This is a genomic window from Kribbella solani, from assembly GCF_014205295.1.
Lineage (GTDB): Bacteria > Actinomycetota > Actinomycetes > Propionibacteriales > Kribbellaceae > Kribbella > Kribbella solani.
Window position 1 is genome coordinate 1,337,339 of sequence record NZ_JACHNF010000001.1, and the last position, 23,556, is coordinate 1,360,894.

Consider the following 23,556-nt stretch of genomic DNA (forward strand, 5'->3'; position numbering starts at 1 on the left):
CGGTTCACCCCTTCGTCCGAGCGCGTGGATCGAGCAGGAACACCGCGAAGTCACAGAGCAGTACGCAGATCAGCACCGCCAGGGTGACCAGCAGGAAGAGTGCCTGCAGCAACGGATAGTCGGTGCTGACCGTGGCGTTGTAGAACATGTAACCCAGTCCGGGGTAGTTGAACACGTACTCGACCAGGATCGTGCCGGAGATGACGAACCCGAGTGACATCGCGAAGCCGGACAGGTTCGGCAGGAAGGCGTTCCGGCCGGCGTACCCGAACATGATCTTCCGGTTCGGGATGCCCTTCGCGCGGGCCATCCGGACGTAGTCCTCGGCCAGCGTGGTGACCATGTTGTTCCGCATCGTCAGGATCCAGCCGCCGACCGCGGTGATCAGGATCGTACTGGCCGGCAGGATGCCGTGCTTGATCACGCTCCAGACGAACTCACCGCTGAACGCCGGCGTCAGGCCCTGGTCGTAGTTGAAGTCGTTCGGCAGCACCGGATTGTTGCCGATCGCAAACAAGGAGATGAGCAGCAGCGCCACCCAGAAGTACGGCAGCGCCGAGGTGACGATGAACACCGGCGGCACGATGCCGTCGATCAGCCCGCCGCGGCGCCAGCCGGACACCGTACCGATCAAGGTGCCGAGGGCGAAGGCCAGCACGGTCGCGATGCCGACCAGCCCGAGCGTCCACGGCAGCGCGTCGCCGATCAGCGTGGTCACCGGGACGCCGAGGCTGCTGCCGATCGACACGCCCCAATGCCCACTGACCATCGCCTTCAGGTACTCCAGGTACTGCAGCAGCAGGCCCTTGCCCGGGTCGAAACCGAACTCGGCCAGCACCGTCCGCAACTGCTCGGGCGACACGACCGAACCGCCCTTGCTGAACCTCTCCCGCAGGGCCTCCTCAGGGCTGCCCGGCATCATCCGCGGGATGAAGAAGTTCAGCGTCATCGCTGCCCACAGCGTGAGCACGAAGAACCCGAGGCGCCGTATCAGGTACCGCACTCCCACCAACTCCTCGCGCTCACGCCGATCAGATCCCTTACTTCTGGGCGGACTTGGAGTACAGGTTGGTCAGCACCTGTCCGACGTCCGGGATGTTGTACGGCGCGGGCTGCGCGTACGGGTCGTCCTGCGTCGGCCAGCCGGCCAGGTCCTTGGTGTTGTACTGGTACCAGTCGACCGACTCGGTGGTCGGGATCACCGGTACGTCCTTGATCATGTACGACGAGATCTGCTTGATCAGCTTGACCTGTGTATCCGGGTCAGCGCCCGCGTACTGGTCGAACAGCTTGTCCACCGCGGGGTTGCTGTACCGCGAGTAGTTCGAGCTGGCCGTCTTGCCGATCGGCGCGGTGTTCTTCGAGTACAGCAGCTGCCGCAGCTCGTAGTACGGCGTCGGTCCGCCGGACTGGCTGGAGTACGCGAGGTCGTAGTCACCGTTGAACAGCTTCTGGTTGTACGACTGCTGCTGCAGGTCCTGGATCGTCAGCTCGATGCCGACGCCGGCCAGCTGCTGCTTCACGACCGCCAGCGAAGCATCCCAGTCGGTGTAGCCGGTGACTGTGATGATGCTGAGTTTCAACGGGTTCGACGACGAGTACCCGGCGCTCTGCAGGAGCTGCTTGGCCTTGTCCTGGTTCGGCTTGTCGTACCCGGCGGTCGTCAGCGCGCTCTGGTCGAAGTACTTGTTGAAGGTCGGCGTGACCACCCCGGTCTGGTTCGCGGCCGGCTGGTAGCCACTCTCGCCGATCTTGGAGATCTGCTCCCGGTCCAGCGCGTACGCGATCGCCTGCCGGATCGCCAGGTTGCTGGTGACCTTGCGGGACGGATCGTTGTTCGGGACGATCGCCACGTTCGCGGTCGGCGGGAACCAGTAGTTGTTCTCCGGCGACTTCGACTTGTAGAAGTTGTCGATGTTCGGGATGTACTGGCCGCCCCACTGCGCCTTGCCACTGGCCAGGTCGAGGTTGGCCGGGTTGTTGTCCAGGTACGCCGGGTACTGCACCTTCTGCAGGTACGGCTTGCCCGCCTGCCAGTAGGTGCCGTTGGCAACGTACGAGATGTTGTTGCTGCTGCAGGACTCGACCGTGTACGGGCCGGTGCCGACCGGCTTCGGGTCCGCCCAGGTGGCCGGCTTCGAGGCCGCCTCACCGGTCGACCAGACGTGCTTGGGAATGATGCCGACCTGGTTGGCGAAGTTGAAGAAGTACGGCTCGGCCGGAGCCTTGAACTTGAACGTGACCTTGTTGCCGGCGGCCGTCACGCTGGTCAGGCCGGCGCCGGTCCACAGCGAGTACAGGTCGAGCGCGGGTTCTTCCTTCATCCGGGTGAACGTGTAGACGACGTCGTCCGCGGTGAAGGCCTGGCCGTCGCTCCACTTCACGCCGTCGCGGATGGTGAAGACGATCGAGTCCTTCTTCGGCGACCAGGTGAACCCGCTCGCCAGCATCGGTGTGGTGGCGCCGGCCTTCAGGACGTTCACGAAGGTCAGCGGCTCGTAGACGAAGCCGAGTGCTTCCTGGTTGACCGCCGGGTTGAACGGGTTGAACTGACACGGCCAGGTCTGCCCGCCGACGTTGGCGATGGTGACCGTGCCGCCCTTCTTGTACTGCCCGGAACCGCCGCCGGTACTGGCCGAGGACGACGGGTTGCCGGCCGAGGTCGCGCTTCCGATCGGCTTGTCGCCACCGCCACAGCCGGCGGCCAGTGCGCCGACCGCCATCGCGGCGACGGCGATGCGTGTGATGCTGCCCCTCATCGTCTTCTGCCTTTCACTTCGGTTGCTCCCACGTGCTTCCAGGTACTCCGGTTGTTGCTGGGTGATGCTGGGTCTTACAACTGTCCGAAGGCGTGTGCGCCGAGCACCGCTCCGGCCGCCTCGACGCCGAGGGCGAGCGCCCCGATCAGCGGGGCGTCGGCCGGGAACCGGGCCACGGCCAGGTCCGGCGGGAACGGGACGGCCGCGTCGAGGGCGCGGCGCAGGCCGGTTTCGAGCTGGTCCCAGGACCGGACCAGGCCGCCACCGACGACGATCCGGGCCGGGTCGAGGGCAATGGTCAGGTTGGCCAGGTGCAGCGCCAGTTCGCGGCTGAACTGCTCGGTGAGGACGGCGGCGTCCGGTTCGGTGCGCGCCATCGTGAAGACGTCGGCGGCCGTGACCGGCCGCCCGAGCCGGGCGCTGCCGGTGGTCTCGAGCGCCTGACCGCTGACGACGTGTTCCAGGATCGTGCGCCCGGCCGGCTCGGTCCAGACGTCGGCGGCGGTCCGCAGGTTGTAGCCGATCTCGCCGGACGCGCCGTTGGCGCCGGTGATGACGGTGCCGCCGGCAACGATCGCGATGGCCAGACCGGTGCCGAGGTTCACGTAGAGACCGGGATCGCATCCAGTCAGCTCGCCCCAGCGCAGTTCCGCGGCGGCGGCCGCCTTCACATCGGTGGCCAGCCGGACCGGTACGCCCGGGAACGCGTCCCGGATCAGCCGCCCGAACGGCAGCTCACCCCAGCCCGGGAAGGTCGGCGCGAGTTCGACCCGGTCGTCGTACGGAATGCCGAGCGTGGCCGCGCCGACGCCGGCCAGAGCCTGTCCGGGCGCGACCTCGGCGAGCAACTCGTGCGCGCTGGTCAGGCCACGGGCCAGTGCCTCGGCGGCGTCTCCGCCGTCGCGGCTCTCGATCGTCGTCGTGCCCAGCCGCCGGCCGGACAGCTCGGCGACGGCGATCGCGATCTTCGTGCCGCCGAAGTCGAGGCCGAGGACGACCGGTGCGGAAACCACGGGTGGTACCTCCTTGCGCGCCCAAGAGATCGATTGGAAACTAACTTAACAATCACGGCTTCACAAGGGATGATGAGAAACTGTTGGCCGAGTTGTTAGCAGCGAGGGGGTCGGAAGTGACGGTTGTCGCCGGGGGAGCGTCGGCTGCGCGCCCGCAGTTGATCCGGGAGATCAACGAACAGGTACTGCTCGATCACCTCCGGCGATCGGGACCGATGGCCCGGACCGAGCTGGCCCGGCTGTCCGGCCTGTCGAAGCCGACCGTGTCCGCCGCGCTCGCGTCGCTGGAGCGGTCGGGCCTGGTGCATGTGATCGGCCAGCGCACCGGCGTTCCGGGACCGGCCGCGGTCGTGTACGACGTCCGCCCGGAAGCGGGATTCGTCCTCGGACTCGACGTCGGCCGGGAATACCTGCGCGGCGCGATCGCCGATCTCGCCGGAACCGTGCGCAGCCGCGCGAGCGTACGCACCAAGGCCGTGGACGCGATGACGCGGGTCGACGGGCTGGCCGGGCTCGCGGCGACGCTGCTGGCCGAGGCCGGGATCGAGGCCGACCAACTGACCCAAACGGTGCTCGGAAGCCCCGGCGTGTACGACCCACGCGTCGATCGGCTGACCTTGACCGGACGGCTCTCCGGCTGGGACTCACCGGGCGTACTGGCGGGTTTGCGCGACCGGTTCGGTCCGGGGCTGATGATCGAGAACGACGTGGACGCGGCCGCGCTGGCCGAGCGGGTGCACGGGCACGGGCGTGACGTGGAGAGCTTCGCCTTCGTCTCGGTCGGCACCGGTATCGGCATGGGCCTGGTCCTGGACGGGAAGCTGCGGCACGGCTTCCACGGTGTGGCCGGTGAGATCAGTTATCTGCCGTTCACCGAAGGCAGCGGTAGCGATGCCCGGGACGCGCGCCGGCGCGGCAGCTTCGACGCATCGGCTTCGGCGGCGGCGGTCGTCCGCGCCGCGCGCCGGGCCGGAGTACCCGGGGCTTCTTCGGCAGAGAAGGTGTTCGCGGCGGCGGCTCGTGGTGACGCGGTCGCGGCCGCGGTGGTGACCGAGGAGGCGTTGCTGGTGGCGAAGGCGATCTGCTCGGTGATCGCGGTCGTGGACCCGGAGCTGGTCGTCCTCGGTGGTGGTATCGGGCAGGCGCCGGGCTTCCTGGAAGCGGTCGTCCACCAGCTGAGCCGGCTGTCGCCGGTGATGCCCGACGTGAAGGTGACCGGCCTCGGCGCCGAGACGGTGGTGTCTGGCTGCATCTCGGCGGGGCTGGACCGCGCCTGGCTGAACCTGGTCGGACGCGCCGGGAACTCAGGGCAGTAACCGGACGTGATTCGTCCGCAATCGTCAGTACGGTGTCGGACATGACTATCGCGATGTACCCCAACTTCGTGTACGACTGTCCGGACGCCGAGCGGCTGGCGGAGTTCTACGGCGAGATCCTGGGCTGGCGGGTCGAGAACCGGGAAGGCTGGTGCGAGATCCGCCCCGAGGACAACAGCAACTGCATCTCGTTCCAGACGGTGGAGAACTACAAGGCGCCGACCTGGCCGACCCAGGACGTGCCGCAGCAGCTGCATCTCGACGTGATGGTTCCGAACCTGGACGAGGCCGAGCTCGAGGTGCTGAAGATCGGTGCCGTCAAGGCCGAGCACCAGCCCGGCACGACCTTCCGCGTCTTCCTGGACCCGGCCGGTCACCCGTTCTGCCTCTGCAGCAGCTGACCTTCTAGGGTGGGGGCGTGGGCAACGAGACGAGCTGGCGCGAGGAGCGGCGGCAGGCCGCGGCCGAGCATGCCGCCGCGCTGGAGCGGAAGAAGGCCGCCGAAACCGCGCGGGCCCGGGAGTTGCTGCGGGACTTCATCGCGACGCTGAAGGAGCGCGGCGTCGAGCCCGAGCCGTTGCGTGCCCAGGTGATCGGGTCGAACGCGAGTTACCGGACCGAGTTGGTCGGGTGGTACCTGCGCCGCAACCGCTCGCTCGCTGTCGACGTCGACGGGAACTTCTACATTCTCGGCGTACCCGCCAGCTTGAAGGCGCGCGTCACCGGCGCGCGGGTCGAGGCGTCCGACCCGCCGCTCGTGGTCGGCCAGGGTGCGCGCGACGGCGAGTCGATGCCGCTCGCCGAGCTGCTACAGCTTCGGCTCGACTCCTAGCACCGTCGCGATCAACGCCGTACCAGGAGCCGTCCGGCCGCCTGGTCCCGGTGACGGTTCGACGTCGTCCATCCGGAGCGGATCGCCGCATTCCGAGCAGCACACCGTCGGCGTGGTGACCTTGCCGCAGGTCGTGTGCGTGAACCGGATCGGCTGACCGGCCGGGGGAGTTGCCCAGCGATCGCCCCAGGCGGTCAGTGCCATCAGGATGGGTACCAGCTCCTTGCCGGCGTCGGTCAGTCCGTAGCTGTAGCGCACTGGCTTCTGCTGGTACGGCGTGCGCTCTACCAGGCCGCCTTCCACGAGCGTGGACAGCCGGTCGGTGAGCAGGTTGCGGGATACGCCCAGGTCCGTGACCAGTTGGTCGAAGCGGTTGAGTCCGAGGTACAGGTCACGCAGTACCAGGGGGTGTCCACCAGTCGCCGATCAGCTCCAGGGACTGGGCGAGCGAGCAGTGCATCGAGGCGAAGCTGGTGTTCCGCATGACCGCATCATCTCCCGTGTCCGAATCTTCCTTCCTGCCTGCATCCCCGTCAGTGTAGTCAGTTGTGTTATTGAACTGACTAGCCCTAGGCTGGGTTCATGAGCATTTACCACCGGATCGTCGCGCGGCAGGTGCGGACCGCCTTCGCGCGGATCAGCGCGGGCAACTGGGAGGCGATGGTGGCCGGGATGGCGCCGTCGTTCACGTACCGGTTCTACGGCGACCATGCGCTCGGGGGTGAGCGGCGAACCCACGAGGCGCTCCGGCGCTGGTGGGAGCGCTGCTTCCGGCTGCTGCCGAACACCCGGTTCGAGGTCGACGACGTGATCGTCAGTGGCTGGCCGTGGAACACCAGCGTCGCGACCGCGGTGACCGTACACGTCGGCGTCGTGGACGGGTCGACGTACGAGAACGTGGTGCATCAGATCCTGCGGATCAAGTGGGGCAAGATCACCGAGGTCCGGACCCTGGAGGACACCGCCGTCCTCCAACGCACCCTCGACCGTCTGGCAGCCGCCGGCTACGAAGAGGCCCACGCGGCACCGATCACAGGCTAACGCCCGGGAGAACTGGTCCGGCTGCAGCGCCACTCTCCGCTCGCGCTTACCGATCTGCAGCTGGTTTGTGGTCTTCGCCGGAAACTCGGATGCGTTTTGTCGGTGGGGGCGGTTACGGTCAGTCGGGTGCTGACTCTGCTTCGCTACGGCGTTCGTGTGGCACCTGGAAGCACCCTGCTGACGATGGGTCTGGCCGTGCTCGGCTCCCTGCTGGGCATGGCGGTCACGTTGCTGACCGGCCGGGTCGTCGGAGCGGTTCCAGGTGTGATCGACGGACGCCCCGGAGCGATGGCGCTGGGAGAATTCTCCTGGTTGCTCGGCGCGCTGCTGGCAGTCTTCGTGATCGACAGCCTGACACCGGCACTACAGCAGCTCACCTCGCTGACGATGGACGCGGCCCTCGTACGCGCGATCGGCACCGGGATCACCGAGCCACTCTTGCGGCCGCGCCGGATTCAGCATCTCGAAGACACCGAAGTCCTGGACGTGCAAGAGCGCGCCAAGGGCAAAGGTGGATTCCACCTGGCGCACGGCATGAGCCAACTGCCGTACCTGTTCGCCAGCCGGGTCACCCTGATCGGATCGGCGATCATCGTCGGCGCGATGTTCGCGTGGTGGGTCGCCGTCATGCTGGTCGCGATGTCACTCGTCTTAGAGTGGTACGGCGGCCGGCTGGTCGAGCGTGAGGTGGACGTTTGGTGGGGCAACACCGAAGAGCAGCGCCGGGCGCACTATCTGTTCAACCTGGGTATGCGCGACGCGCCGAAAGAGCTGCGTGTCTTCGGGCTGCACCACTGGCTGGTCAAGCGGTACGTAGGTGAATGGACGGCCGGCTACCGCCCGGTCTGGGCGCGTCGCAGGTCGAACGCGAAGTGGTCACTGCTGATCGGCGGCGTGCACCTGATCGCCAACGGCATCGCGATCATCGCGGTCGGACGTGCGGCGCTGAACGGTTCGCTGCCGCTGACCCAGGTCGCGACCACGCTGCCGGCCATCCTCGCGATCGGTCAGTCCAACAACGGGTACGGCGTGGTGCAGGTCCGGCGTGGCCTGTCCGCGTACCGGGCGATGCGCGATCTGCCCGCGACGATCGAGACGAAGCATCCCGAGCCCGTCGTCACGACCCGGCACCGGATCGAGACGATGCCGGCCCGCGAGGTCCGGTTCGAGAAGGTCGGCTTCCACTACCCGGGGTCCGAGGTCGCGGTGCTGAAGGATCTCGACCTGACGCTGCACGCGCGCGAGGCGCTCGCGCTGGTGGGTATCAACGGCGCCGGCAAGTCGACGCTGGTGAAGCTGCTCGGTGGTGTGTACCAGCCGACCAGCGGCCGGATTCTGGTCGACGGCGTCGACCTCGTGGATCTCGACCTGGCCGCCTGGCAGCGGCGAGTCGCAGCGATCGTGCAGGACTTCCTGCGCTTCCCGCTGTCGGTCACCGACAACGTGGTGTTCGGCTCGGTGGAGCGTGCGGGTGACGAGTTGACGCTCGCTCGGGTCGCGCGTGAGTCGGGGATCGACGCGGTCGTCCGCGGGTTGCCGAAGGGCTGGGACACCGTGCTGGACAAGACGTTCGACGGCGGCGTCGACCTGTCCGGTGGCGAGTGGCAGCGCGTCGCGCTCGCCCGCGCTTTGTTCGCCGTACACGCCGGTGCCGGGGTGCTGGTGCTGGACGAGCCGGCGGCAGCGCTCGACGTACGCGCCGAAGCCGAGCTGGTCGAGCGGTACCTGGAGCTCACGTCGGGCGTGGCGTCGCTGATCATTTCGCACCGGTTCTCGGTCGTGCGGAACGCGGACCGCATCTGTGTACTGTCCGGCGGCCGGATCGTCGAGGACGGGACGCACGAGGAGCTGCTCGCCGGGAACGGCGAGTACGCGACCATGTTCCGCTTGCAGGCTGAGCGGTACGTGACCGGCGCGTGACTGGCATGGAGGCGGCCGATGCGTAACTTGCGAATCCTCAGGCTCTGGCTGAGTACGTCCTTCCGGGCGGCGCCGTTGCTGATGACGTTGTCGACCGTGCTGGTCGCGGCGCGGGCGATCACGGCACCGACGCAGACGTACGGTGTGAGCCGCCTGGTGGACGGGATCGCGTCGGACCGGTCGAGCACGATCGCGGTCGGGATCGCGATCATCATCGGCGGTCTGGCGGTGTCCTTCGTCGCGGACGGTCTGGGCTGGCCGCTGCAGGACACCGCGCAGGAGCGGATGGCCGGCCGCGTCCACGCCGACCTGCTGGACGTGACCACCGGGATTCCGGGCCTGTCCCAGCACGAGCGTCCGGATGTCGCCGACCGCCTCGAGCTGGTCCGCGAGCGCGCGTGGCGGATGGGCGTCGGTGCCGAGGTGATGTTGTGGGCGTTCGCCACGGTGACCAACACCGCGACAGTGCTCACCCTGCTCGGCTCCGTGCACCCCTTGCTGTTGGTGCTCCCGTTGCTGGGCGGCGCGCGGATCTGGTCGGCGTACCTGAGCAGCACGAGGCAGCAGAAGGCCTGGGAGGACTCGATGCCGCAGGAGCGGCTCGTGGACCGGCTGATCGAGATGTCGAAGGACCCACGGACCGGGCTCGAGCTGCGCGTGTTCGGGCTCGGCAAGGTCCTGATCGACAAGATCTTCGCGTTGCAGACCGAGCGCTTCAACCGGCGCGTCGAGGCGGCACGCTGGGGTGGCAAGATCGACGGTTCGGTCCGGCTCGGGTTCGGTCTCGCGTACGCCGCGGCCGTCGTTTGGGTGGTCGCCCGCGCGCGGAACGGCGAGGCGTCGGCGGGTGACGTCGTCCTGGTGCTGCTGCTCGCACCACAGATCGACCAGATGACCGGCGGTATCGCGCAGAACGTGTACTGGGTCGGTGAGGTCGTGCGGAGCTTCAGCCGGTACGACTGGCTGCGCGAGTACGCGAAGCAGAACGCCTGGCGTACGAGTCGGACGAAGGCACCGGAGCGGTTGACGTCGGGCATCGAGCTGCGCGACGTCGGTTTCTCGTACCCGGGTTCGGAGTCAGCTGTGCTGAGTGGGATCGACCTGAAGATCCCGGCCGGCGCGGCGGTCGCGCTGGTGGGGGAGAACGGTGCCGGCAAGACGACGCTGGTGAAGCTGCTGGCCCGGATGTACGACCCGACCGCCGGGCAGGTGCTGATCGACGGGACCGATCTCGCCACGATCCAGCCGGACGCGTGGCGGTCGCAGTTGTCGGCCGGGTTCCAGGACTTCGTGAAGTTCGAGCTGACCGCGCGCGAGGTGGTCGGGATCGGCGACGTCGCGCGGCTGGGGGACGAGGACGCGGTGCTGGCGGCGGTCGCGCGCGGCGACGCGGAGTCGGTGGTCGCCGGATTGCCGAACGGGCTGGACTCTCAGCTGGGGAAGAAGTTCGCCAACGGCGTGGAACTGTCCGGCGGGCAGTGGCAGCGGCTCGCGCTGGCCCGAGCCTTCATGCGCGAGCGACCGCTGCTGCTCTTGCTGGACGAGCCGACGGCCGCGCTCGACCCGGAAGCCGAACACCGCCTGTACGAGCAGTACGCCGACGCCGCGAAGATCGCCGCTGCCGAGACCGGCGGCATCACGGTCCTGGTGTCACACCGGTTCTCCACGGTACGGATGGCCGACCTGATCGTCGTCATGCATCAGGGCCGGGTGGAGGAGTTCGGTACGCACGCGGAGCTGGTGGGCGCGAACGGCCGGTACGCGGAGTTGTTCGAGTTGCAGGCTCGGGCGTACCGCTGAGAAGGCGCTGAGAGGATGAGCTGAAGGAGTTTCCTCCAGTTCGCCAATAGTTAACTTTCGCTCTTCACCGACTGGTACATCTCTTTCTAATGTATTAACCATGGACACACCGCCCGCTGTCCGTGCTCGTGGCATCAGCAAGTTCTTCGGCGAGGTCGTCGCGCTCGACGGCGTGGACCTCGACGTCGCACCGGGGCAGTTGCACGGCCTGGTCGGACCGAACGGTGCTGGCAAGACCACGTTGCTCGGCCTCCTGCTGGGACTCGCCGTTCCCGACAAAGGCACTCTTGAGATTCTCGGTACGCCGGTCGGCCGCGTACTCGCCGTCCCGGACGGAGTCGCCGGTTTCGTCGACGGCCCCGGCCTGTACCCGTCGATGACCGCCCGGCAGAACCTCGCCGCCCTGGCCGCGCTGCGCGGTAAGGACTCGCGGACGATGAAGGTCGAGGACGCGATCGACCAGGTCGGCCTCACCGACGTCGCCGACGACCGGGTCCGCGGCTTCTCGCTCGGCATGCGGCAGCGCCTCGGCCTCGCCGCCGCGCTGCTCACCAAGCCGCGGCTGCTGATCCTGGACGAACCGTCGAACGGCCTCGACCCGGCCGGCAAGAAGCACGTGTACGGCGTACTGACCCGGCTGGCCGCCGACGGTACGGCGGTGATGTTGTCGAGTCACCGGATGGACGACGTCGAGGCGCTCTGCTCCGAGGTGACGATCCTCGCCACCGGGCGGGTCGCGTTCTCCGGGCCGATCAGCAAGCTGGCGTCCGAGGACAGCGAGCTCGACTACCGGGTCATCACCTCGAACCCGCCCGCCGCGCGCCGGCTGGCCCGTCGTACGCCCGGGATCCGGCTGCGCGACGACAACACCGTCCAGGACGGGGTCGAGCTGCTGGTGATTTCGGCGACCATCCCGGCGCTCGACGAGCTCGTCAAGGCGCTGGTCCGCGACGACATCGCCGTCCGCGAGCTGGCGCCGGTGGTGTCGCCGCTGGAGGCCGCGTTCCTGGCCCTGACCGAGCAGGCCCCAACCGACCAGCAGGAGACCAACTGATGACGGCCGCTGCCGCCGATTCCGCGACCGCCCCCGCAGCACCGACGGCTCCTCGGGTGCCGGTGCTCCGTGGTTACCGCTTCGAGCTCGTCAAGCTGCTGACCCAGTGGCGGGTACGCGTCCTGATCATCGCCTGCTGGCTCGCGCCCGCGGTGTTCGTGACCGTCATCAGCAAGCAGGCTTCGCTGCCGGTCGACACCTTGTTCGGTCGTTCGATGCACGCGACCGGTTGGGCCGGTCCGCTGGTGCTGCTCGGCTTCGCCGGTTCGTGGGCGCTGCCCTTGCTCACTTCGTTGATCGCAGGCGATGTGTTCGCTTCCGAGGATCGTCTCGGTACCTGGCGGCACCTGCTGGTCGCGGTTCGTTCGCCGCGCCGCATCTTCGTCTCGAAGGCGCTCTCCAGCGGTACCGTCATCCTGTTGCTGGTCGTCGGACTCGTCGTGTCCAGCACGATCAGCGGCGTACTCGTGGTCGGCAACCGGCAGCTGATCGGTCTGGACGGCCATCTGTTGTCGCCGGGTGACGCGGCCGGCGCCGTACTGCTCGCCTGGCTTTGCGCGCTCGCGCCGACGCTCGCCCTGGCTGCGATCGGTCTGCTCGGCTCGGTCGCGCTCGGCCGTTCGCCGATGGGCCTGCTGCTCCCGGCCGTGGTCGCGCTGGCGATGCAGATTGTCCAGCAGTTGCCCGTACCGGTGGCGTTTCGCTTGGCGCTACCCGGGTACGCCTTCATCAGCTGGAACGGCCTGTTCACCAGTCCGGCGCAGCGCGGCCCACTGCTGATCGGAGTCGCGGTCAGCCTGGTCTGGGCCGTCGTCGCGACCGGTCTCGCGTACTTCCTGTTCGTCCGGCGCGACTTCACCAACCCGGCCAACGATGGCTCCGGCCGGCTCGCGGTCACCGCCGGCCTGCTGCCTCTCGTTCTGCTGCTCGGTCTCAGCACCGCCGCCGTCGCTCCGGTGACCGGCTTCGGTTCCGGGATCGACCAGGACAAGGTGCAGCGGGCGGTCGCGGTCGAGTTCGCGCACCTGTACCGCCTGCAGACCGAACAGCTCAATCGGGCCGATGTCACCGAGGAGCAGCTGCAGAGCGCCGCCGAGTGCACGAAAGGTGGCGACCAGGTCGCCGCCCGTGGGCCCGGCAACGACTGGCGATGCGTCGTCAGCTGGCACCTCCCGGGGGTGGAGGCGGCCGGTACGGCGATCTACCAGCTCGACATCAATCCGCTCGGCCGGTTCGTGGCGGACGGGGACGGACCGAAAGAAGTTAACGGCTTCTTCCTGGTCCGGACCCCGTCCGGGGACCAGCCGAACCCGTTGTGGCAGTTCGACGGCAATCTCGAACTGCTACCCGCCCATTGAAGGCACAACCCGAAGGGATAACTCCCATGCAGGTAACACGCCGCCGCAGGCGTGACGGAAAGGGCTCGTCGAGTCCCCTCCGGCGCAGAGTACCACTGGTGACCGCGGGTACCACCGCGGTCGCGGTGGCCCTGGCCGGGACGGCAGTCGCCTCGACGACCGGCTTCGGTCACGACCAGGTCGGGCAGGTCACCGACAAGGGTCAGGTGATCTCGTCCGACCAGTACATCAAGCCGATCGGCGACCGGCTCGTCCTCCAGAAGGGCAAGATCATGTCGTCGACGGTCAGTCCCGACGGCAGCCACCTGGCCGCCGGCGTGACCGACGGCGGGATGGCGCTGGCGATCGTCGACCTGAAGAGCTGGAAGGTCCAGCAGTACGTCGGCAACAACGCCGCCGCGGACCTGAAGATCCCCGGGAACGACATCGGCCAGGAAGGACCGACGTACTCGCCGGACGGCAAGCAGGTCTGGCTGGGGCAGACCGACGGCTACCGGAAGTTCGACGTGAACCCGGCCGGAACGCTCGCGAACCCGACGTTCGTGTCCATCGCCGCCGACGGCGCGAAGCACGCGCTGGCGAGTGAAGCGGTGTTCTCGGCCGACAGCTCGACGGTGTACGCCGCCGTGAACGGCCAGAACCGCGTCGTCGCCATCGACACCGCCACCGGCACCATCAAGCAGAGCTGGGCGACCGGCAACGCGCCGCGCGACATGGTGATGGTCGGCAGCAAGCTGTACGTGAGCAACGAAGGTGGTCGCCCGGCCAAACCGGGTGACACGACGATCAACTCGTACGGCACCGACGTCGTGGCGAACCAGAACGCGATCACCACGACGGGTACGGTCAGCGTGATCGACACGGCGAACCCATCGGCCGCGCCGGCCAGTATCGACGTCGGTCTGCACCCGACCGCGATCTACGCCAAGAACGGCGTCGTCTTCGTCACCAACACCGCCACCAACTCGGTCTCGGTGATCGACACCAAGCGCGGCAAGGTAGTCCAGACCATTGCCACGCAACCCTGGCCGGAGGCCTCGGTCGGCTACGAGCCGAACGGCGTCACGCTCACCGACGACGGCCACCTGCTGGTCACCCTCGGCCGGGCGAACGCGGTCGCGGTGTACAAGTTCAGGAACGCGCTAGAGCCGGTCAGCTACGTCGGGCTGCTGCCGACCGACTACTTCCCGGCCGAGCTTGCTCAGGTCGGCAAGGACATCGTCGTGTCCAACACCCGCGGTATCGACGCCCGCCGGGACACCACGGCCGCCGGTCACGCGACGCACGACACCACGTCCAGCCTGACCAGGTTCCAGCTGCCGGACGACCACGCGATCAAGAAGTACACCAAGACGGTCTTCGACCAGAACGGCTGGACGAAGGGCTCCGCGCAGCTCGCCACGGACAAGGGGCACCGCAACCCGGTACCCGTCCCGGCGAAGCTGGGAGCCCCGTCGACGATCAAGCACGTGTTCCTGATCGTCAAGGAGAACCGCACCTACGACCAGGTGTACGGCGACATCCCGGAGGGCAACGGCGACCCGGCGCTGGCGCAGTACGGCGAGAACGTGACGCCGAACCAGCACGCGCTGGCCAAGCAGTTCGGCCTGTACGACAACACGTACGACATCGGCACGAACTCCGCCGAAGGTCACAACTGGCTGATGCAGGCGGACAACCCGGAGTACACCGAGTCGTCGGCCGGTGAGTACCTGCGCAGCTACGACACCGAGAACGATGCCCTCGGCCACCAGAAGAGCGGCTTCATCTGGACCGGCGCGCAGGCGGCCGGAAAGAGCGTCAAGGACTTCGGCGAGTTCCAGTCGATCGAGCAGAAGCCGGCCGGCGCGAGCTGGCAGAACCTGTACTGCGACACGCTGACCATGCGGTCCACCGGTTCCACCACCCAGTACCCGATCCAGACCGGCTCGGCAATCCCGTCGCTGAACAAGGTGTCGGTGCAGGGCTTCCCGCAGTTCGACACCAACGTGCCGGACATCTACAAGGCCGAGATCTGGAAGCAGGACTTCCTGAAGAGCGGCCCGGCCAACCTGAACATGTTCTGGCTGTCCAACGACCACACCGGTGGTGCTGCCAACGGTCCGGCGCAGGTTGCCGACAATGACCTGGCCACCGGCCGGATCGTCGACCAGATCACCCACAGCAAGTACTGGAAGGACTCGGCGATCTTCATCGTCGAGGACGACTCGCAGGCGGGTCTCGACCACGTCGACGGGCACCGGGCGCCGATCCAGATCATCAGCCCGTACGCCCAGCGTGGCGTGGTGGACAGCCACTACTACACCCAGATCACGTTGATCCGGACGATCGAGCAGATCCTCGGCATCCAGCCGATGAACCAGAAGGACACCGCTGCCACCCCGATGTTCGGCGCGTTCACCAGCAAGCCGAACTTCACCCCGTTCACCGCGGTCCCGAACCGGACCTCGCTGACCGGTGGCGTGAAGCCGCAGCCGGCCTGTGGCTCGGACACCCCGGCGGCGCAGAACCCGAACGTCGCCGCGGCGCCGGCCGCTACCGTCCCGGCCGGTATGGAGTCGATGGCGGCGCAGTGGTCGGCTTGGAAGGACCAGCAGCGCACCACCGGCCCGAACGCCCGGGCCGACTTCGCCAACCCGGCGCAGATGAACCACTACAACTGGTACGAGGCGCACAACTGGTCCACGCCGTACCCCGGTGAGGCCCAGATCGTCGCGCCGGCGAACGTCCCCGGCGCGGCCATCCCCGCCGCCGAGAACGACGGCTGAGCCGAAAGACAATGCAGCAATTAATTCGGTAGCGAGCTGAGTGAGTGGCTGGTAGTGTCCTCGATCTGTCTTTTTCGGGATCGAATCGAACCGGATGGATCTGCTCCGGGGCGTGACCCAGCCACTCACGATTCGAGGCTTGCTCTCCGATGGCCGAACCTGAACTCACGTCCGAACGCGCCTTCCTGGACACCGCCCGCGCCGCCCTCAGCCGGATGTACGCCGACGTCGTCGACCGTGACGTCCAGGTGATCGGCGGCGAGGACAACGACGAGCGTTTCACCAACGAAGCCAACCAGCGGGCCAAGCAGCTGCGTACGCACGCGCTGCTCGACCTGCCCGAGGTACCGCTGTTCTTCGGCCGGCTGGACTACGAAGCCGGCACCATCGAGGACCTCGACCAGATCTACATCGGCCGCCGGCACGTCCACGACGGCACCGGCGTACCGCTGGTGATCGACTGGCGCGCGCCGGTGTCGGTGCCGTTCTACCGCGCCACCAAGAGCGACCGGCAGCGAGTGCTGATGCGCCGCCGGTACGGGTTCTCCGACGCGGCCGACCTGACCGGCTTCGAGGACGAGCCGCTGGCCGGCGCCGTCGACGATCAGCCGGATCAGGCCGACGCGTTCCTGCGCGCCGAGATCGAGCGGCCGCGTACGGGACCGATGCGTGACATCGTCGCCACCATCCAGCCGGAGCAGGACGACCTGGTCCGCGCGCCGCTGCATCCGAGCGTCTGCGTACAAGGCGCGCCCGGCACCGGCAAGACGGCCGTCGGCCTGCACCGCGTCGCGTACCTGCTCTACACCGAGCGTGAGCGCCTCACTCGTGGCGGCGTCGTGATCGTCGGACCGAACAAGTCCTTCCTGTCGTACATCCGCAAGGTGCTGCCGGCGCTCGGCGAGGTCGACGTCCGGCAGATCACCATCGACGAACTGCTCACCCGTCCGGCCGCCGCCTCCGACGATACGGGCGCCGAGCGATTGAAGGGCGACGCGCGGATGGCCGGCGTACTGCGGCGCGCGCTGTGGTCGTACGTCGGTACGCCGACCGATGGAGTCCTTTACAGTAAGGGATCGCGGCGCTACCGCGTCCACGACTACGAGGTTGTCGACATCGTCACTGACCTTCGCGAGTCGACTCGGTACGCGCCTGGCCGGAACGCCCTCGCGCAGCGGATCGCGCACGTCGTGCTGGTCCGGATGGAGGAGCGCGCCGAGTCGCCGGATGACCGCGTCCAGAACGCGGTCGCCCGGTCGAAGCCGGTGAAGGAGGTGCTCGACTCGGTCTGGCCGCGCGTCGTGCCCGAGCAAGTCCTGCACCGGCTCTTCTCGGACGCCGATTTCCTCGCCGCCGCCGCGCCGGAGCTGACCGACGAGGAGCGTACGGCCCTGCTCTGGACTAAACCGCCGCGGTCGTGGAAGTCGACGAAGTGGTCCTTCGCCGACACGGTTCTGCTGGATGAGTTGGAAGACTTGATCGAGCGGCACAGCGGATCGCTCGGGCACCTCGTCCTGGACGAAGCGCAGGACCTGTCGGCGATGCAGTTGCGCGCGCTCGGCCGCCGCTGCCGTACCGGATCGGCCACCGTCCTCGGCGACCTCGCGCAGGCGACGACGCCCTGGGCCGCGGGTTCGTGGGACCTGGTGCTCGGGCATCTGGACAAGAGCGACGGCGTGGTCGCCGAGCTCGGCCGCGGGTTCCGGGTGCCGGCCCAGATCATCGACTTCGCGGCTCGGTTGCTGCCCGAGATCGCGCCGACACTCGGCAAGCCCAGCGGCGTACGGACCGTGGCCGACGCCCTGGGCATCGTCGAGGCGGACGAGGCGACGCTCGCGGCGCAGGTGGTGGCCGAGTGCCGGGCCGCGCTCGCCGGGGAAGGTTCGGTCGCGCTGATCGCGGCGGACGATCAGGTCGGGCAGCTCCGGGACGCGATCACCGCCGCCGGTCTGGAGACCGCGTTGCTCGGCGAGACCGAGGACGAGGTCGACACGGTGCGACTGGTCTGCGTACCCGCCACGCTGGCGAAGGGCCTGGAGTTCGACGCGGTGATCGTTGCCGAGCCCGCCCGGATCGTCGCGGCCGAGCCACGCGGCCTGCACCGGCTGTACGTCGTACTAACCCGCGCTGTCAGCAGCCTGCAGGTCGTGCATGCCGAGCCGCTTCCCGGACCCCTGGTGGGAGCTACTCTCTAGTTCGTGAGCGTCATGATGATAGTGGGACTGGTACTGGCCGTGCTGGTCGCGGCCGAGATCGTGCTGGGCATCGTGGCGCTGGTGCGCCGGCAGCGCTTCATCAGCTCGGTTCGCAAGCGCGGCTGGACCTTCGTCAACACGCCAGGCTGGGACTCGGTCGCGCGGCTCGGTAACCCGCCGTTCGGGATCGGGTTCAACCGCAAGCCCGACGACCAGGTCATCGGCGTCACCATGAGTGGGCGGCCGTTCCAGGTGATCGAGTACAAGTCCGACCACTGGTCCGGCTGGGTCGGCATGGTGCAGTTGTCGCGCCGGCTGCCGGAGTTGTGGATCACCAGCGGCAGCGCGACCACCCGGTACGGCGTGAGCGCGCACGTCGTACCCGTTCCGGCGCAGCTCGGCGCCGGGTGGCAGATCGGCGCGCGGGACACCGCGTACGCGCAGACGGTGGTGACGCCGGAGGTGTGCGCGCAGCTGACCGGGTTCGCCGCCGGGCAGGCGGGGGTGAGCCTGAGCGTCGACTGCGACCAGCTCATCGTGCTCGATCCGCCGCGCAAGGACGTCGACAAGCTTGCCGCCTGGCTGGATCAGCTCGCCTCGGTCGCGGCGCGGATCGACGCGGCGCCGCTGGATCAGTGGATTCAGCCGGAGCCGCCGGACCGGTTGACGTTCTACCAGCACCCGGACTGGTACTGGGTCGGCGTCGAGGACAGTCTGCTCGAGGTCACGCCGGTGAACCGCGGCGGGCATGGGCACAGTACGTCCGATGTGATTCGGGGCCGGGACGGGGACGGTCCGCCGTTCGTTGCCTTCACCCACCATTGGAAGACGACCCGCACCGAGACGTCCACCGACAGCGAAGGCCGGACGACGACCCGGACGGTGACGGAGAACCACAGCGAGCCGATCCTCGGCTTCCAGCTGCCGGTACGGATGCCGGACCTGCAGGTCGGGCGGAAGGGGTTCGGCAGCGGGATCAGCTTCGAGAGCGAGGCGTTCAACAAACGGTTCGCGGTGAACGCGCGGGACACCAAGTTCGCGTACGACGTGATCCATCCGCGGCAAATGGAATACCTGATGGCGGCCGGCGCGTACACCTTCCGGATCGAGGCGGACTGGGTCTGGTTCTCGCCGGGTGAGCACAGCCAGCCGGCGATCGCGGCCAGTTCGGCGTTCTTGTACGGCTTCCTGGGCCGGATCCCGCGGTTCGTCTGGCGCAACCTCGGTCTGCCGGACGCCCCGTACGCGGCACCGGAGAGCGCGCCCGCGCTGTAGCCGGGGTCACAGCTCTGACTGACTGATCAGTCAGTCATTCTTGTTAGGCTTACCTCTGGGGGATCGAGCTGGCATCCCTGCAGACCGAGTGAGGTGCCGCCTTATGTTTCTGAGCGATATCACCACATCCCGACGTCGCCGCCGCGAGGACAGCCGGCTGGCCGATCATGTCGACCGGCTCGGCGAGGAGCATCCGCCGATCCCGCTCGACAGCGTCGACTACACGATGAAGAAGCCGGGGCTGCTGGCGGAGAAGTTCGGCCACGTGCTCGACTACATGGCCCGGGTCGAGCTCGAGGTCGAGCGGAACGTGCTGGAGCTGAACATCCTGCTGCCGGACCCGCCCGAGGTGGACAGGCACTTCTATGCCGATGTCTGGATGCCGCAGGAGATCCAGCACGGGCTGATCCTGGACGAGCTGCAGCAGCAGGCCGGCCTCGACCCGACCGACGCGAACCTGTCCGAGGTCGACTTCAGCCTCAAGCTACTCGGCGCGCTCGGCCGGATGCCCGGCGTGCAGGACATCAGCCGGATGCTCTACTACCTGACCGGTCTGGCCACGGAGCGGTCCGCCGTGCTCGCGTACAACAAACTGCACGCCGGGCTGCTCGAGCTGGGGGAGAAGGCGATCGCCAGGACCGTGATCGCGCCGATCCGCCGGCAGGAGCCGGGCCATTTCGCGTACTACCAGATGGCCGCGCAGGGCTTGTGGGTGCAGATGTCCGGTTGGCAGAAGTGGCTGACGCGGGCGCTGCGGAAGCGTACGTTCGAAGTGGTCGGTGCCTACAACAAGCGGCAGGTGACCGACTTCGGCGATGTGATGAAGGCGCTGCGGATGAGCGACGGCGGTGAGGCCGAGCTGCGCGAGTACGCCCGCCAGGTGGGCCGAGCCGAGTACGAGCTGATGTTCGCGCACCGGCGTGGACTACGGGTACCGGACTATGTGTTCAAGTCCTTGCGGCGGGCCGTGGAGCTCGCCGCCGAGCGGAAAGGTGAAACCTGGCCCGCCGCCCAACCAGCCGGCTCATGACTGCTCCCGCGCACGCGCGTCACACCAAGCGCCAGCTGATCGTCGAAACGGCCGAGCGGCTGTTCGCCGAGCACGGCTACGACGCGACGTCGACGGCCCGGATCGCGCACGAGGCCGGCGTACCGTCCGGGCTGGTGTTCTACCACTTCGCCACCAAGCTGGAGCTGCTGCTCGCGATCGTGCAGGAGCGTCCGGCACCGAGCGAGGTACTGCGCTCGGCGGCGCGCGGCCGGACCGTACGGCGGCGGCTTCGTCGGATTGTCGACACGATGGCCGAGCAACTCGAACAGGACCGGGCGACGCGGATCATCGTGTTCCGGGAGGCGCAGGGGCGGCCGGAGATCGCTTTGAGAGCAGCCGAGCTGTTCGAGGAGGCAGCGGTAACGGTAGCGGAGGTGCTGGCCGGGGCCGACGATATTGTCGACGATCCGGCGCGGGTACGAACTGCCGCCGAGCTTGTGGTCAGCCGCGTCTTCCTGGACACCGTTGCCCTGGGCCAGGACGATGCCACGGGTACCCGCCATGCCGCCGTCATCGACCTGCTCGCCGACTCGCTGACGAAGCCGGCGGCGCCGCGTGGTTTACGGGGTAATGCCTCTTAGGATCACGGTCAGGCCGTAGCCGAACTCGTCCTCGACGCCGTCGGGCTGACCGGCGCTGTCGGGTTGGCCAGTGCCATCGGGTTGGCCGGTGCTGTCGGGTTGGCTGGTGCCGAGGACGCCTGCGGCGAGTAGTTCGGCGACCTCTGGGTAGGTGGCCGGGTCGACGAGTTGGGCCAGGCTGCGGGCGTACTCGGCTTCGGCCTGCGGGGTGTCCGCGCCGGTGCCGGCGAAATCGATCGCCAGGCGGGCCGACTGACGGACGTAGCTGCCGAGCAGGCCGGCTATGGCGAGCTTTTCGGGCCAGTCCAGGGTGGTGGCGCGGAGCTGGGCGAGGGCCAGATTCATCCAGGCGAGGCTGTACGGGCCGAGCGGCGGCGCGCCGACCGTCATGGCGGCCAGCCACGGGTGCGCTTCGTACGCCTCGCGGAGCGCGGTCGCCCAGCGCCGGAGCCCGCCGCGGAAATCGGTGGTTGGGTTGGTGGGGGCCTCGATCGTGGGTGGTTCGCCGACGGCCAGGTCCTGCATCAGCACCAGCAGCTCGTCCTTCGAACCGACGTGCCGGTAGAGCGCCATCGTGGTGACGTCGAGCTGCCTTGCCAGCTTGGCCATCACGACCGCGTCGAGTCCGTCGCGGTCGGCGAGCTCGACGGCGGCCCGGACGACACGCTCGGTGTCGAGCTCCGGGCGCCGGCCCAGCTTTGACGGACCGGCGGTCCGCCAGAGCCGGGCCAGCGCGGCCGGGTGCTCCGGCCGTTCGGATTGCGCTGGTTGTTCGGGTCGCGCTGGTGGCATGGTCAGATCATCGCCGATTGCTTCCGTGCGTGAACCATCGGATCAGCCGCTCGGCCGGCCCGCGGTACCCGAACCGCTGCAGGACCGACGCAAGCACCAGGCTGACCAGCCAGATCCCGAGCGCGCAGGCCAGAGCGGTGTACGCCGGGCTGTTCGTCCGCTCGCCGAGCCGCAGGAGATAGTGCGACAGCAGCAGTTGCCAGCAGACGGACTGCAGCAGGTAGAACGTCAGCGTGCGTTGGCCAAGTGCAACCAGCGCGCCGGCCACTCGGCCTGTGCGCTGACGATTTGCCAGTCGTAGACCGATGAGACCGAAGACGCAGATGTACCCGACTGATCCGAAGAGCCCGGCGCCTTCGTACAGCTGCTTGGACGCGCCGGCCAGGGACTGCTCCGGCCCGGCGACCCCGGCCGCGGTCAGGGCGGTCGGCAACGTTCCGGCGATCGCGATCGCGAACCCACCGATCGCGCCGCTCCACAGCAGCTTGCGGTGCTTGGCCGGCTCCTCGAGAATCCGCTGCCGGGCGGCCCAGACGCCGATCATCGCGAAGAGGATTGTCGACAATAGGACGAGCGTGCTGATCGGCCAGTCGGTCAGGCGGTCCTTGACGGAGTCGGCGTAGGTGACGGCGGTCGCCGTCGTGTCCTGTCCGGTCGGCACCTTGGTGGTCGAGTTGCCGGACATCGACGGGTAGACGCGGGCGGCGAGTACGGCGAGGTAGACGAGACCGAAGCCGAGGTAGACGAGGCCGAGGCGGTACACCCACTTGCCGCGGCGCAGGACGAGCAGGGTCAGGATCAGGCCGCCGATGCCGAACGCGCCCAGTACGTCGCCGACGAACAGGAGGATGCCGTGCAGCACGCCGAGCAGGAGCAGGCCGGCGTGGCGACGGAGCAGCGCGGCGCGGGTCTTCTCCGGTGGTACTTGGCGCTCGTCCTGGTGACGCATGAACTGCACCAGGCCGTACCCGAACAGCATCGCGAACAGCGGCAGCGCGGAGGCGTGCACGAACGTGAACATCACGAAGTAGTAGGCCCGCTCGGGGCCCTGCGGGTCGGGGTCGACGCCTGGAATGGTGCCGTTCAGGATGCCGGTCGCGTGGGCGAGCGCGACCAGCAACAGCGCGAAGCCGCGGGCGAGGTCGGGCGCCAGGATGCGCTCCCGCACTGGCACCGCGCCGGCCACCGACCGGGCGTGCGTCGTTGTTGTCATGCTGGACTCCAATAGTGTGCGAGATAAACTATGCAACGCATACTAATAGATCCAGGGACCGTTCGGGACCGGGGAGAACCCCGGACCGACCCCGAGCCCGGGAATGGCAGGGCCGGTTCGCGGGTACCCGCCGGGGCCTGGAGGTGGCAAATCATGACCGAAGATGTACCGATCGGCCTGATTCGGCTGGACGACACCGATCTGATGCTCGCGAAACCCGAGGACGACGTGCGTGGCACGACCGTGGTCGGGTCGGACGGGGAAGAGATCGGCAAGGTCAGCACCTTGTTCATCGACGCGGACGAGCGCCGGGTGCGGCTGCTCGACGTCGCGTCCGGTGGTCTGCTCGGGATGGGCGCTGAACATCGGCTGATCCCCGTCGACGCCGTCGTGGAGGTGACCGCGGAACAGGTCACGATTGGCAAGACCCGGTCCGAGATCGCGTCCGCGCCCGGGTACGACCCGGACCTGGAGGAGTTCAAGCCGACCGACGACCTGAACAGCCTGTACGGCTACTACGGCATGACCCCGTACTGGGCGCCTGGTTGCCGCTACCCGGGCTACCCGGGCTACCCGTTCCGCTGACCG

20 protein-coding genes are annotated in these 23,556 nt (G+C 68.1%); 14 read left to right on the top strand and 6 right to left on the bottom strand.

Annotation, left to right across the window (positions count from 1 at the left end; translation table 11 throughout):
- Positions 1-4: 4 nt before the first annotated feature.
- The 3 genes from HDA44_RS05795 to HDA44_RS05805 form a co-directional block, all read right to left on the bottom strand.
- Positions 5-1,003, bottom strand: coding sequence for an ABC transporter permease (locus HDA44_RS05795; protein WP_184831974.1), 999 nt, complete (start codon positions 1,001-1,003; stop codon positions 5-7).
- A 37-nt stretch (positions 1,004-1,040) separates the two neighbouring features.
- Positions 1,041-2,759, bottom strand: coding sequence for an ABC transporter substrate-binding protein (locus HDA44_RS05800; RefSeq protein WP_202887200.1), 1,719 nt, complete (start codon positions 2,757-2,759; stop codon positions 1,041-1,043).
- 74 nt (positions 2,760-2,833) lie between these two features.
- Positions 2,834-3,772, bottom strand: a complete 939-nt coding sequence (locus tag HDA44_RS05805; RefSeq protein WP_184831976.1) for an ROK family protein — start codon at positions 3,770-3,772, stop codon at positions 2,834-2,836.
- A gap of 116 nt (positions 3,773-3,888) precedes the next feature.
- Between HDA44_RS05805 and HDA44_RS05810 the strand changes: the two genes are divergently transcribed.
- Genes HDA44_RS05810 through HDA44_RS05820 form a run of 3 tightly spaced genes read left to right on the top strand, consistent with a single transcriptional unit; the run spans position 3,889 to position 5,920 of the window.
- Positions 3,889-5,088 (top strand): ROK family protein, encoded by a 1,200-nt coding sequence (locus tag HDA44_RS05810; protein ID WP_184831978.1) that lies wholly within the window; start codon positions 3,889-3,891, stop codon positions 5,086-5,088.
- Positions 5,089-5,129: 41 nt separating this feature from the next.
- Positions 5,130-5,489: a VOC family protein gene (locus HDA44_RS05815; protein WP_184831980.1), complete on the top strand. Its 360-nt coding sequence runs from the start codon at positions 5,130-5,132 to the stop codon at positions 5,487-5,489.
- A gap of 17 nt (positions 5,490-5,506) precedes the next feature.
- The gene (locus HDA44_RS05820; protein ID WP_184831983.1) at positions 5,507-5,920 is read left to right on the top strand and encodes a hypothetical protein; all 414 of its coding nucleotides are present in this window, start codon (positions 5,507-5,509) and stop codon (positions 5,918-5,920) included.
- Here HDA44_RS05820 and HDA44_RS05825 read toward each other — a convergent pair.
- Positions 5,897-6,325, bottom strand: a complete 429-nt coding sequence (locus tag HDA44_RS05825; protein WP_202887945.1) for a winged helix-turn-helix transcriptional regulator — start codon at positions 6,323-6,325, stop codon at positions 5,897-5,899. The genes HDA44_RS05820 and HDA44_RS05825 overlap by 24 nt on opposite strands.
- A 177-nt stretch (positions 6,326-6,502) precedes the next feature.
- On the opposite strand from HDA44_RS05825, the gene HDA44_RS05830 reads away from it, so the two are divergent.
- The 10 genes from HDA44_RS05830 to HDA44_RS05875 all read left to right on the top strand — a co-directional run bounded on the left by HDA44_RS05830 (position 6,503) and on the right by HDA44_RS05875 (position 20,963).
- Positions 6,503-6,961, top strand: coding sequence for a nuclear transport factor 2 family protein (locus tag HDA44_RS05830; RefSeq protein ID WP_202887202.1), 459 nt, complete (start codon positions 6,503-6,505; stop codon positions 6,959-6,961).
- 126 nt (positions 6,962-7,087) lie between these two features.
- On the top strand, positions 7,088-8,881 hold the full coding sequence (locus HDA44_RS05835) for an ABC transporter ATP-binding protein (protein WP_337905658.1): 1,794 nt from the start codon (positions 7,088-7,090) through the stop codon (positions 8,879-8,881).
- Between the two features lie 18 nt (positions 8,882-8,899).
- On the top strand, positions 8,900-10,681 hold the full coding sequence (locus tag HDA44_RS05840) for an ABC transporter ATP-binding protein (RefSeq protein ID WP_184831986.1): 1,782 nt from the start codon (positions 8,900-8,902) through the stop codon (positions 10,679-10,681).
- A gap of 100 nt (positions 10,682-10,781) precedes the next feature.
- A complete protein-coding gene (locus HDA44_RS05845; RefSeq protein WP_184831987.1) occupies positions 10,782-11,735 on the top strand; it encodes an ABC transporter ATP-binding protein in 954 nt (317 codons plus the stop codon).
- Complete coding sequence (locus tag HDA44_RS05850) at positions 11,735-13,093, top strand: ABC transporter permease (protein WP_184831988.1); 1,359 nt, start codon at positions 11,735-11,737, stop codon at positions 13,091-13,093. Before HDA44_RS05845 ends, HDA44_RS05850 begins: the two co-directional genes overlap by 1 nt.
- 98 nt (positions 13,094-13,191) lie before the next feature.
- Positions 13,192-15,861, top strand: coding sequence for an alkaline phosphatase family protein (locus HDA44_RS05855; RefSeq protein WP_337905659.1), 2,670 nt, complete (start codon positions 13,192-13,194; stop codon positions 15,859-15,861).
- Positions 15,862-16,010: 149 nt separating this feature from the next.
- Positions 16,011-18,056: a HelD family protein gene (locus HDA44_RS05860; protein ID WP_184831990.1), complete on the top strand. Its 2,046-nt coding sequence runs from the start codon at positions 16,011-16,013 to the stop codon at positions 18,054-18,056.
- 12 nt (positions 18,057-18,068) lie between these two features.
- A complete protein-coding gene (locus HDA44_RS05865) occupies positions 18,069-19,331 on the top strand; it encodes a hypothetical protein (RefSeq protein ID WP_184842953.1) in 1,263 nt (420 codons plus the stop codon).
- Positions 19,332-19,434: 103 nt separating this feature from the next.
- Positions 19,435-20,361 carry a GTP-binding protein LepA gene (locus HDA44_RS05870; RefSeq protein ID WP_184831991.1) on the top strand — a complete coding sequence of 309 codons (927 nt, stop codon included), beginning with the start codon at positions 19,435-19,437 and terminating at the stop codon, positions 20,359-20,361.
- The gene (locus HDA44_RS05875) at positions 20,358-20,963 is read left to right on the top strand and encodes a TetR/AcrR family transcriptional regulator (RefSeq protein WP_184831992.1); all 606 of its coding nucleotides are present in this window, start codon (positions 20,358-20,360) and stop codon (positions 20,961-20,963) included. Before HDA44_RS05870 ends, HDA44_RS05875 begins: the two co-directional genes overlap by 4 nt.
- Here HDA44_RS05875 and HDA44_RS05880 read toward each other — a convergent pair.
- Complete coding sequence (locus tag HDA44_RS05880) at positions 20,943-21,755, bottom strand: TetR/AcrR family transcriptional regulator (RefSeq protein WP_184831993.1); 813 nt, start codon at positions 21,753-21,755, stop codon at positions 20,943-20,945. The two genes, HDA44_RS05875 and HDA44_RS05880, sit on opposite strands and share 21 nt — an antisense overlap.
- A 7-nt stretch (positions 21,756-21,762) precedes the next feature.
- Entirely contained in the window at positions 21,763-22,968 is a 1,206-nt protein-coding gene (locus HDA44_RS05885) for a DUF418 domain-containing protein (RefSeq protein ID WP_184831994.1), read from the bottom strand.
- A gap of 153 nt (positions 22,969-23,121) precedes the next feature.
- Here HDA44_RS05885 and HDA44_RS05890 point away from each other — a divergent pair, with 153 nt between their 5' ends.
- On the top strand, positions 23,122-23,553 hold the full coding sequence (locus HDA44_RS05890) for a PRC-barrel domain-containing protein (protein ID WP_184831996.1): 432 nt from the start codon (positions 23,122-23,124) through the stop codon (positions 23,551-23,553).
- Positions 23,554-23,556: the final 3 nt, after the last annotated feature.

Coding starts and splice junctions, on each gene's coding strand:
- HDA44_RS05840 (WP_184831986.1), top strand. CDS start 8,900: ATGCGTAACTTGCGAATCCTCAGGCTCTGGCTGAGTACGTCCTTCCGG.
- HDA44_RS05865 (WP_184842953.1), top strand. CDS start 18,069: ATGATGATAGTGGGACTGGTACTGGCCGTGCTGGTCGCGGCCGAGATC.
- HDA44_RS05860 (WP_184831990.1), top strand. CDS start 16,011: ATGGCCGAACCTGAACTCACGTCCGAACGCGCCTTCCTGGACACCGCC.
- HDA44_RS05890 (WP_184831996.1), top strand. CDS start 23,122: ATGACCGAAGATGTACCGATCGGCCTGATTCGGCTGGACGACACCGAT.
- HDA44_RS05830 (WP_202887202.1), top strand. CDS start 6,503: ATGAGCATTTACCACCGGATCGTCGCGCGGCAGGTGCGGACCGCCTTC.
- HDA44_RS05850 (WP_184831988.1), top strand. CDS start 11,735: ATGACGGCCGCTGCCGCCGATTCCGCGACCGCCCCCGCAGCACCGACG.
- HDA44_RS05875 (WP_184831992.1), top strand. CDS start 20,358: ATGACTGCTCCCGCGCACGCGCGTCACACCAAGCGCCAGCTGATCGTC.
- HDA44_RS05815 (WP_184831980.1), top strand. CDS start 5,130: ATGACTATCGCGATGTACCCCAACTTCGTGTACGACTGTCCGGACGCC.
- HDA44_RS05880 (WP_184831993.1), bottom strand. CDS start 21,755: ATGCCACCAGCGCGACCCGAACAACCAGCGCAATCCGAACGGCCGGAG.
- HDA44_RS05870 (WP_184831991.1), top strand. CDS start 19,435: ATGTTTCTGAGCGATATCACCACATCCCGACGTCGCCGCCGCGAGGAC.
- HDA44_RS05885 (WP_184831994.1), bottom strand. CDS start 22,968: ATGACAACAACGACGCACGCCCGGTCGGTGGCCGGCGCGGTGCCAGTG.
- HDA44_RS05800 (WP_202887200.1), bottom strand. CDS start 2,759: ATGAGGGGCAGCATCACACGCATCGCCGTCGCCGCGATGGCGGTCGGC.
- HDA44_RS05845 (WP_184831987.1), top strand. CDS start 10,782: ATGGACACACCGCCCGCTGTCCGTGCTCGTGGCATCAGCAAGTTCTTC.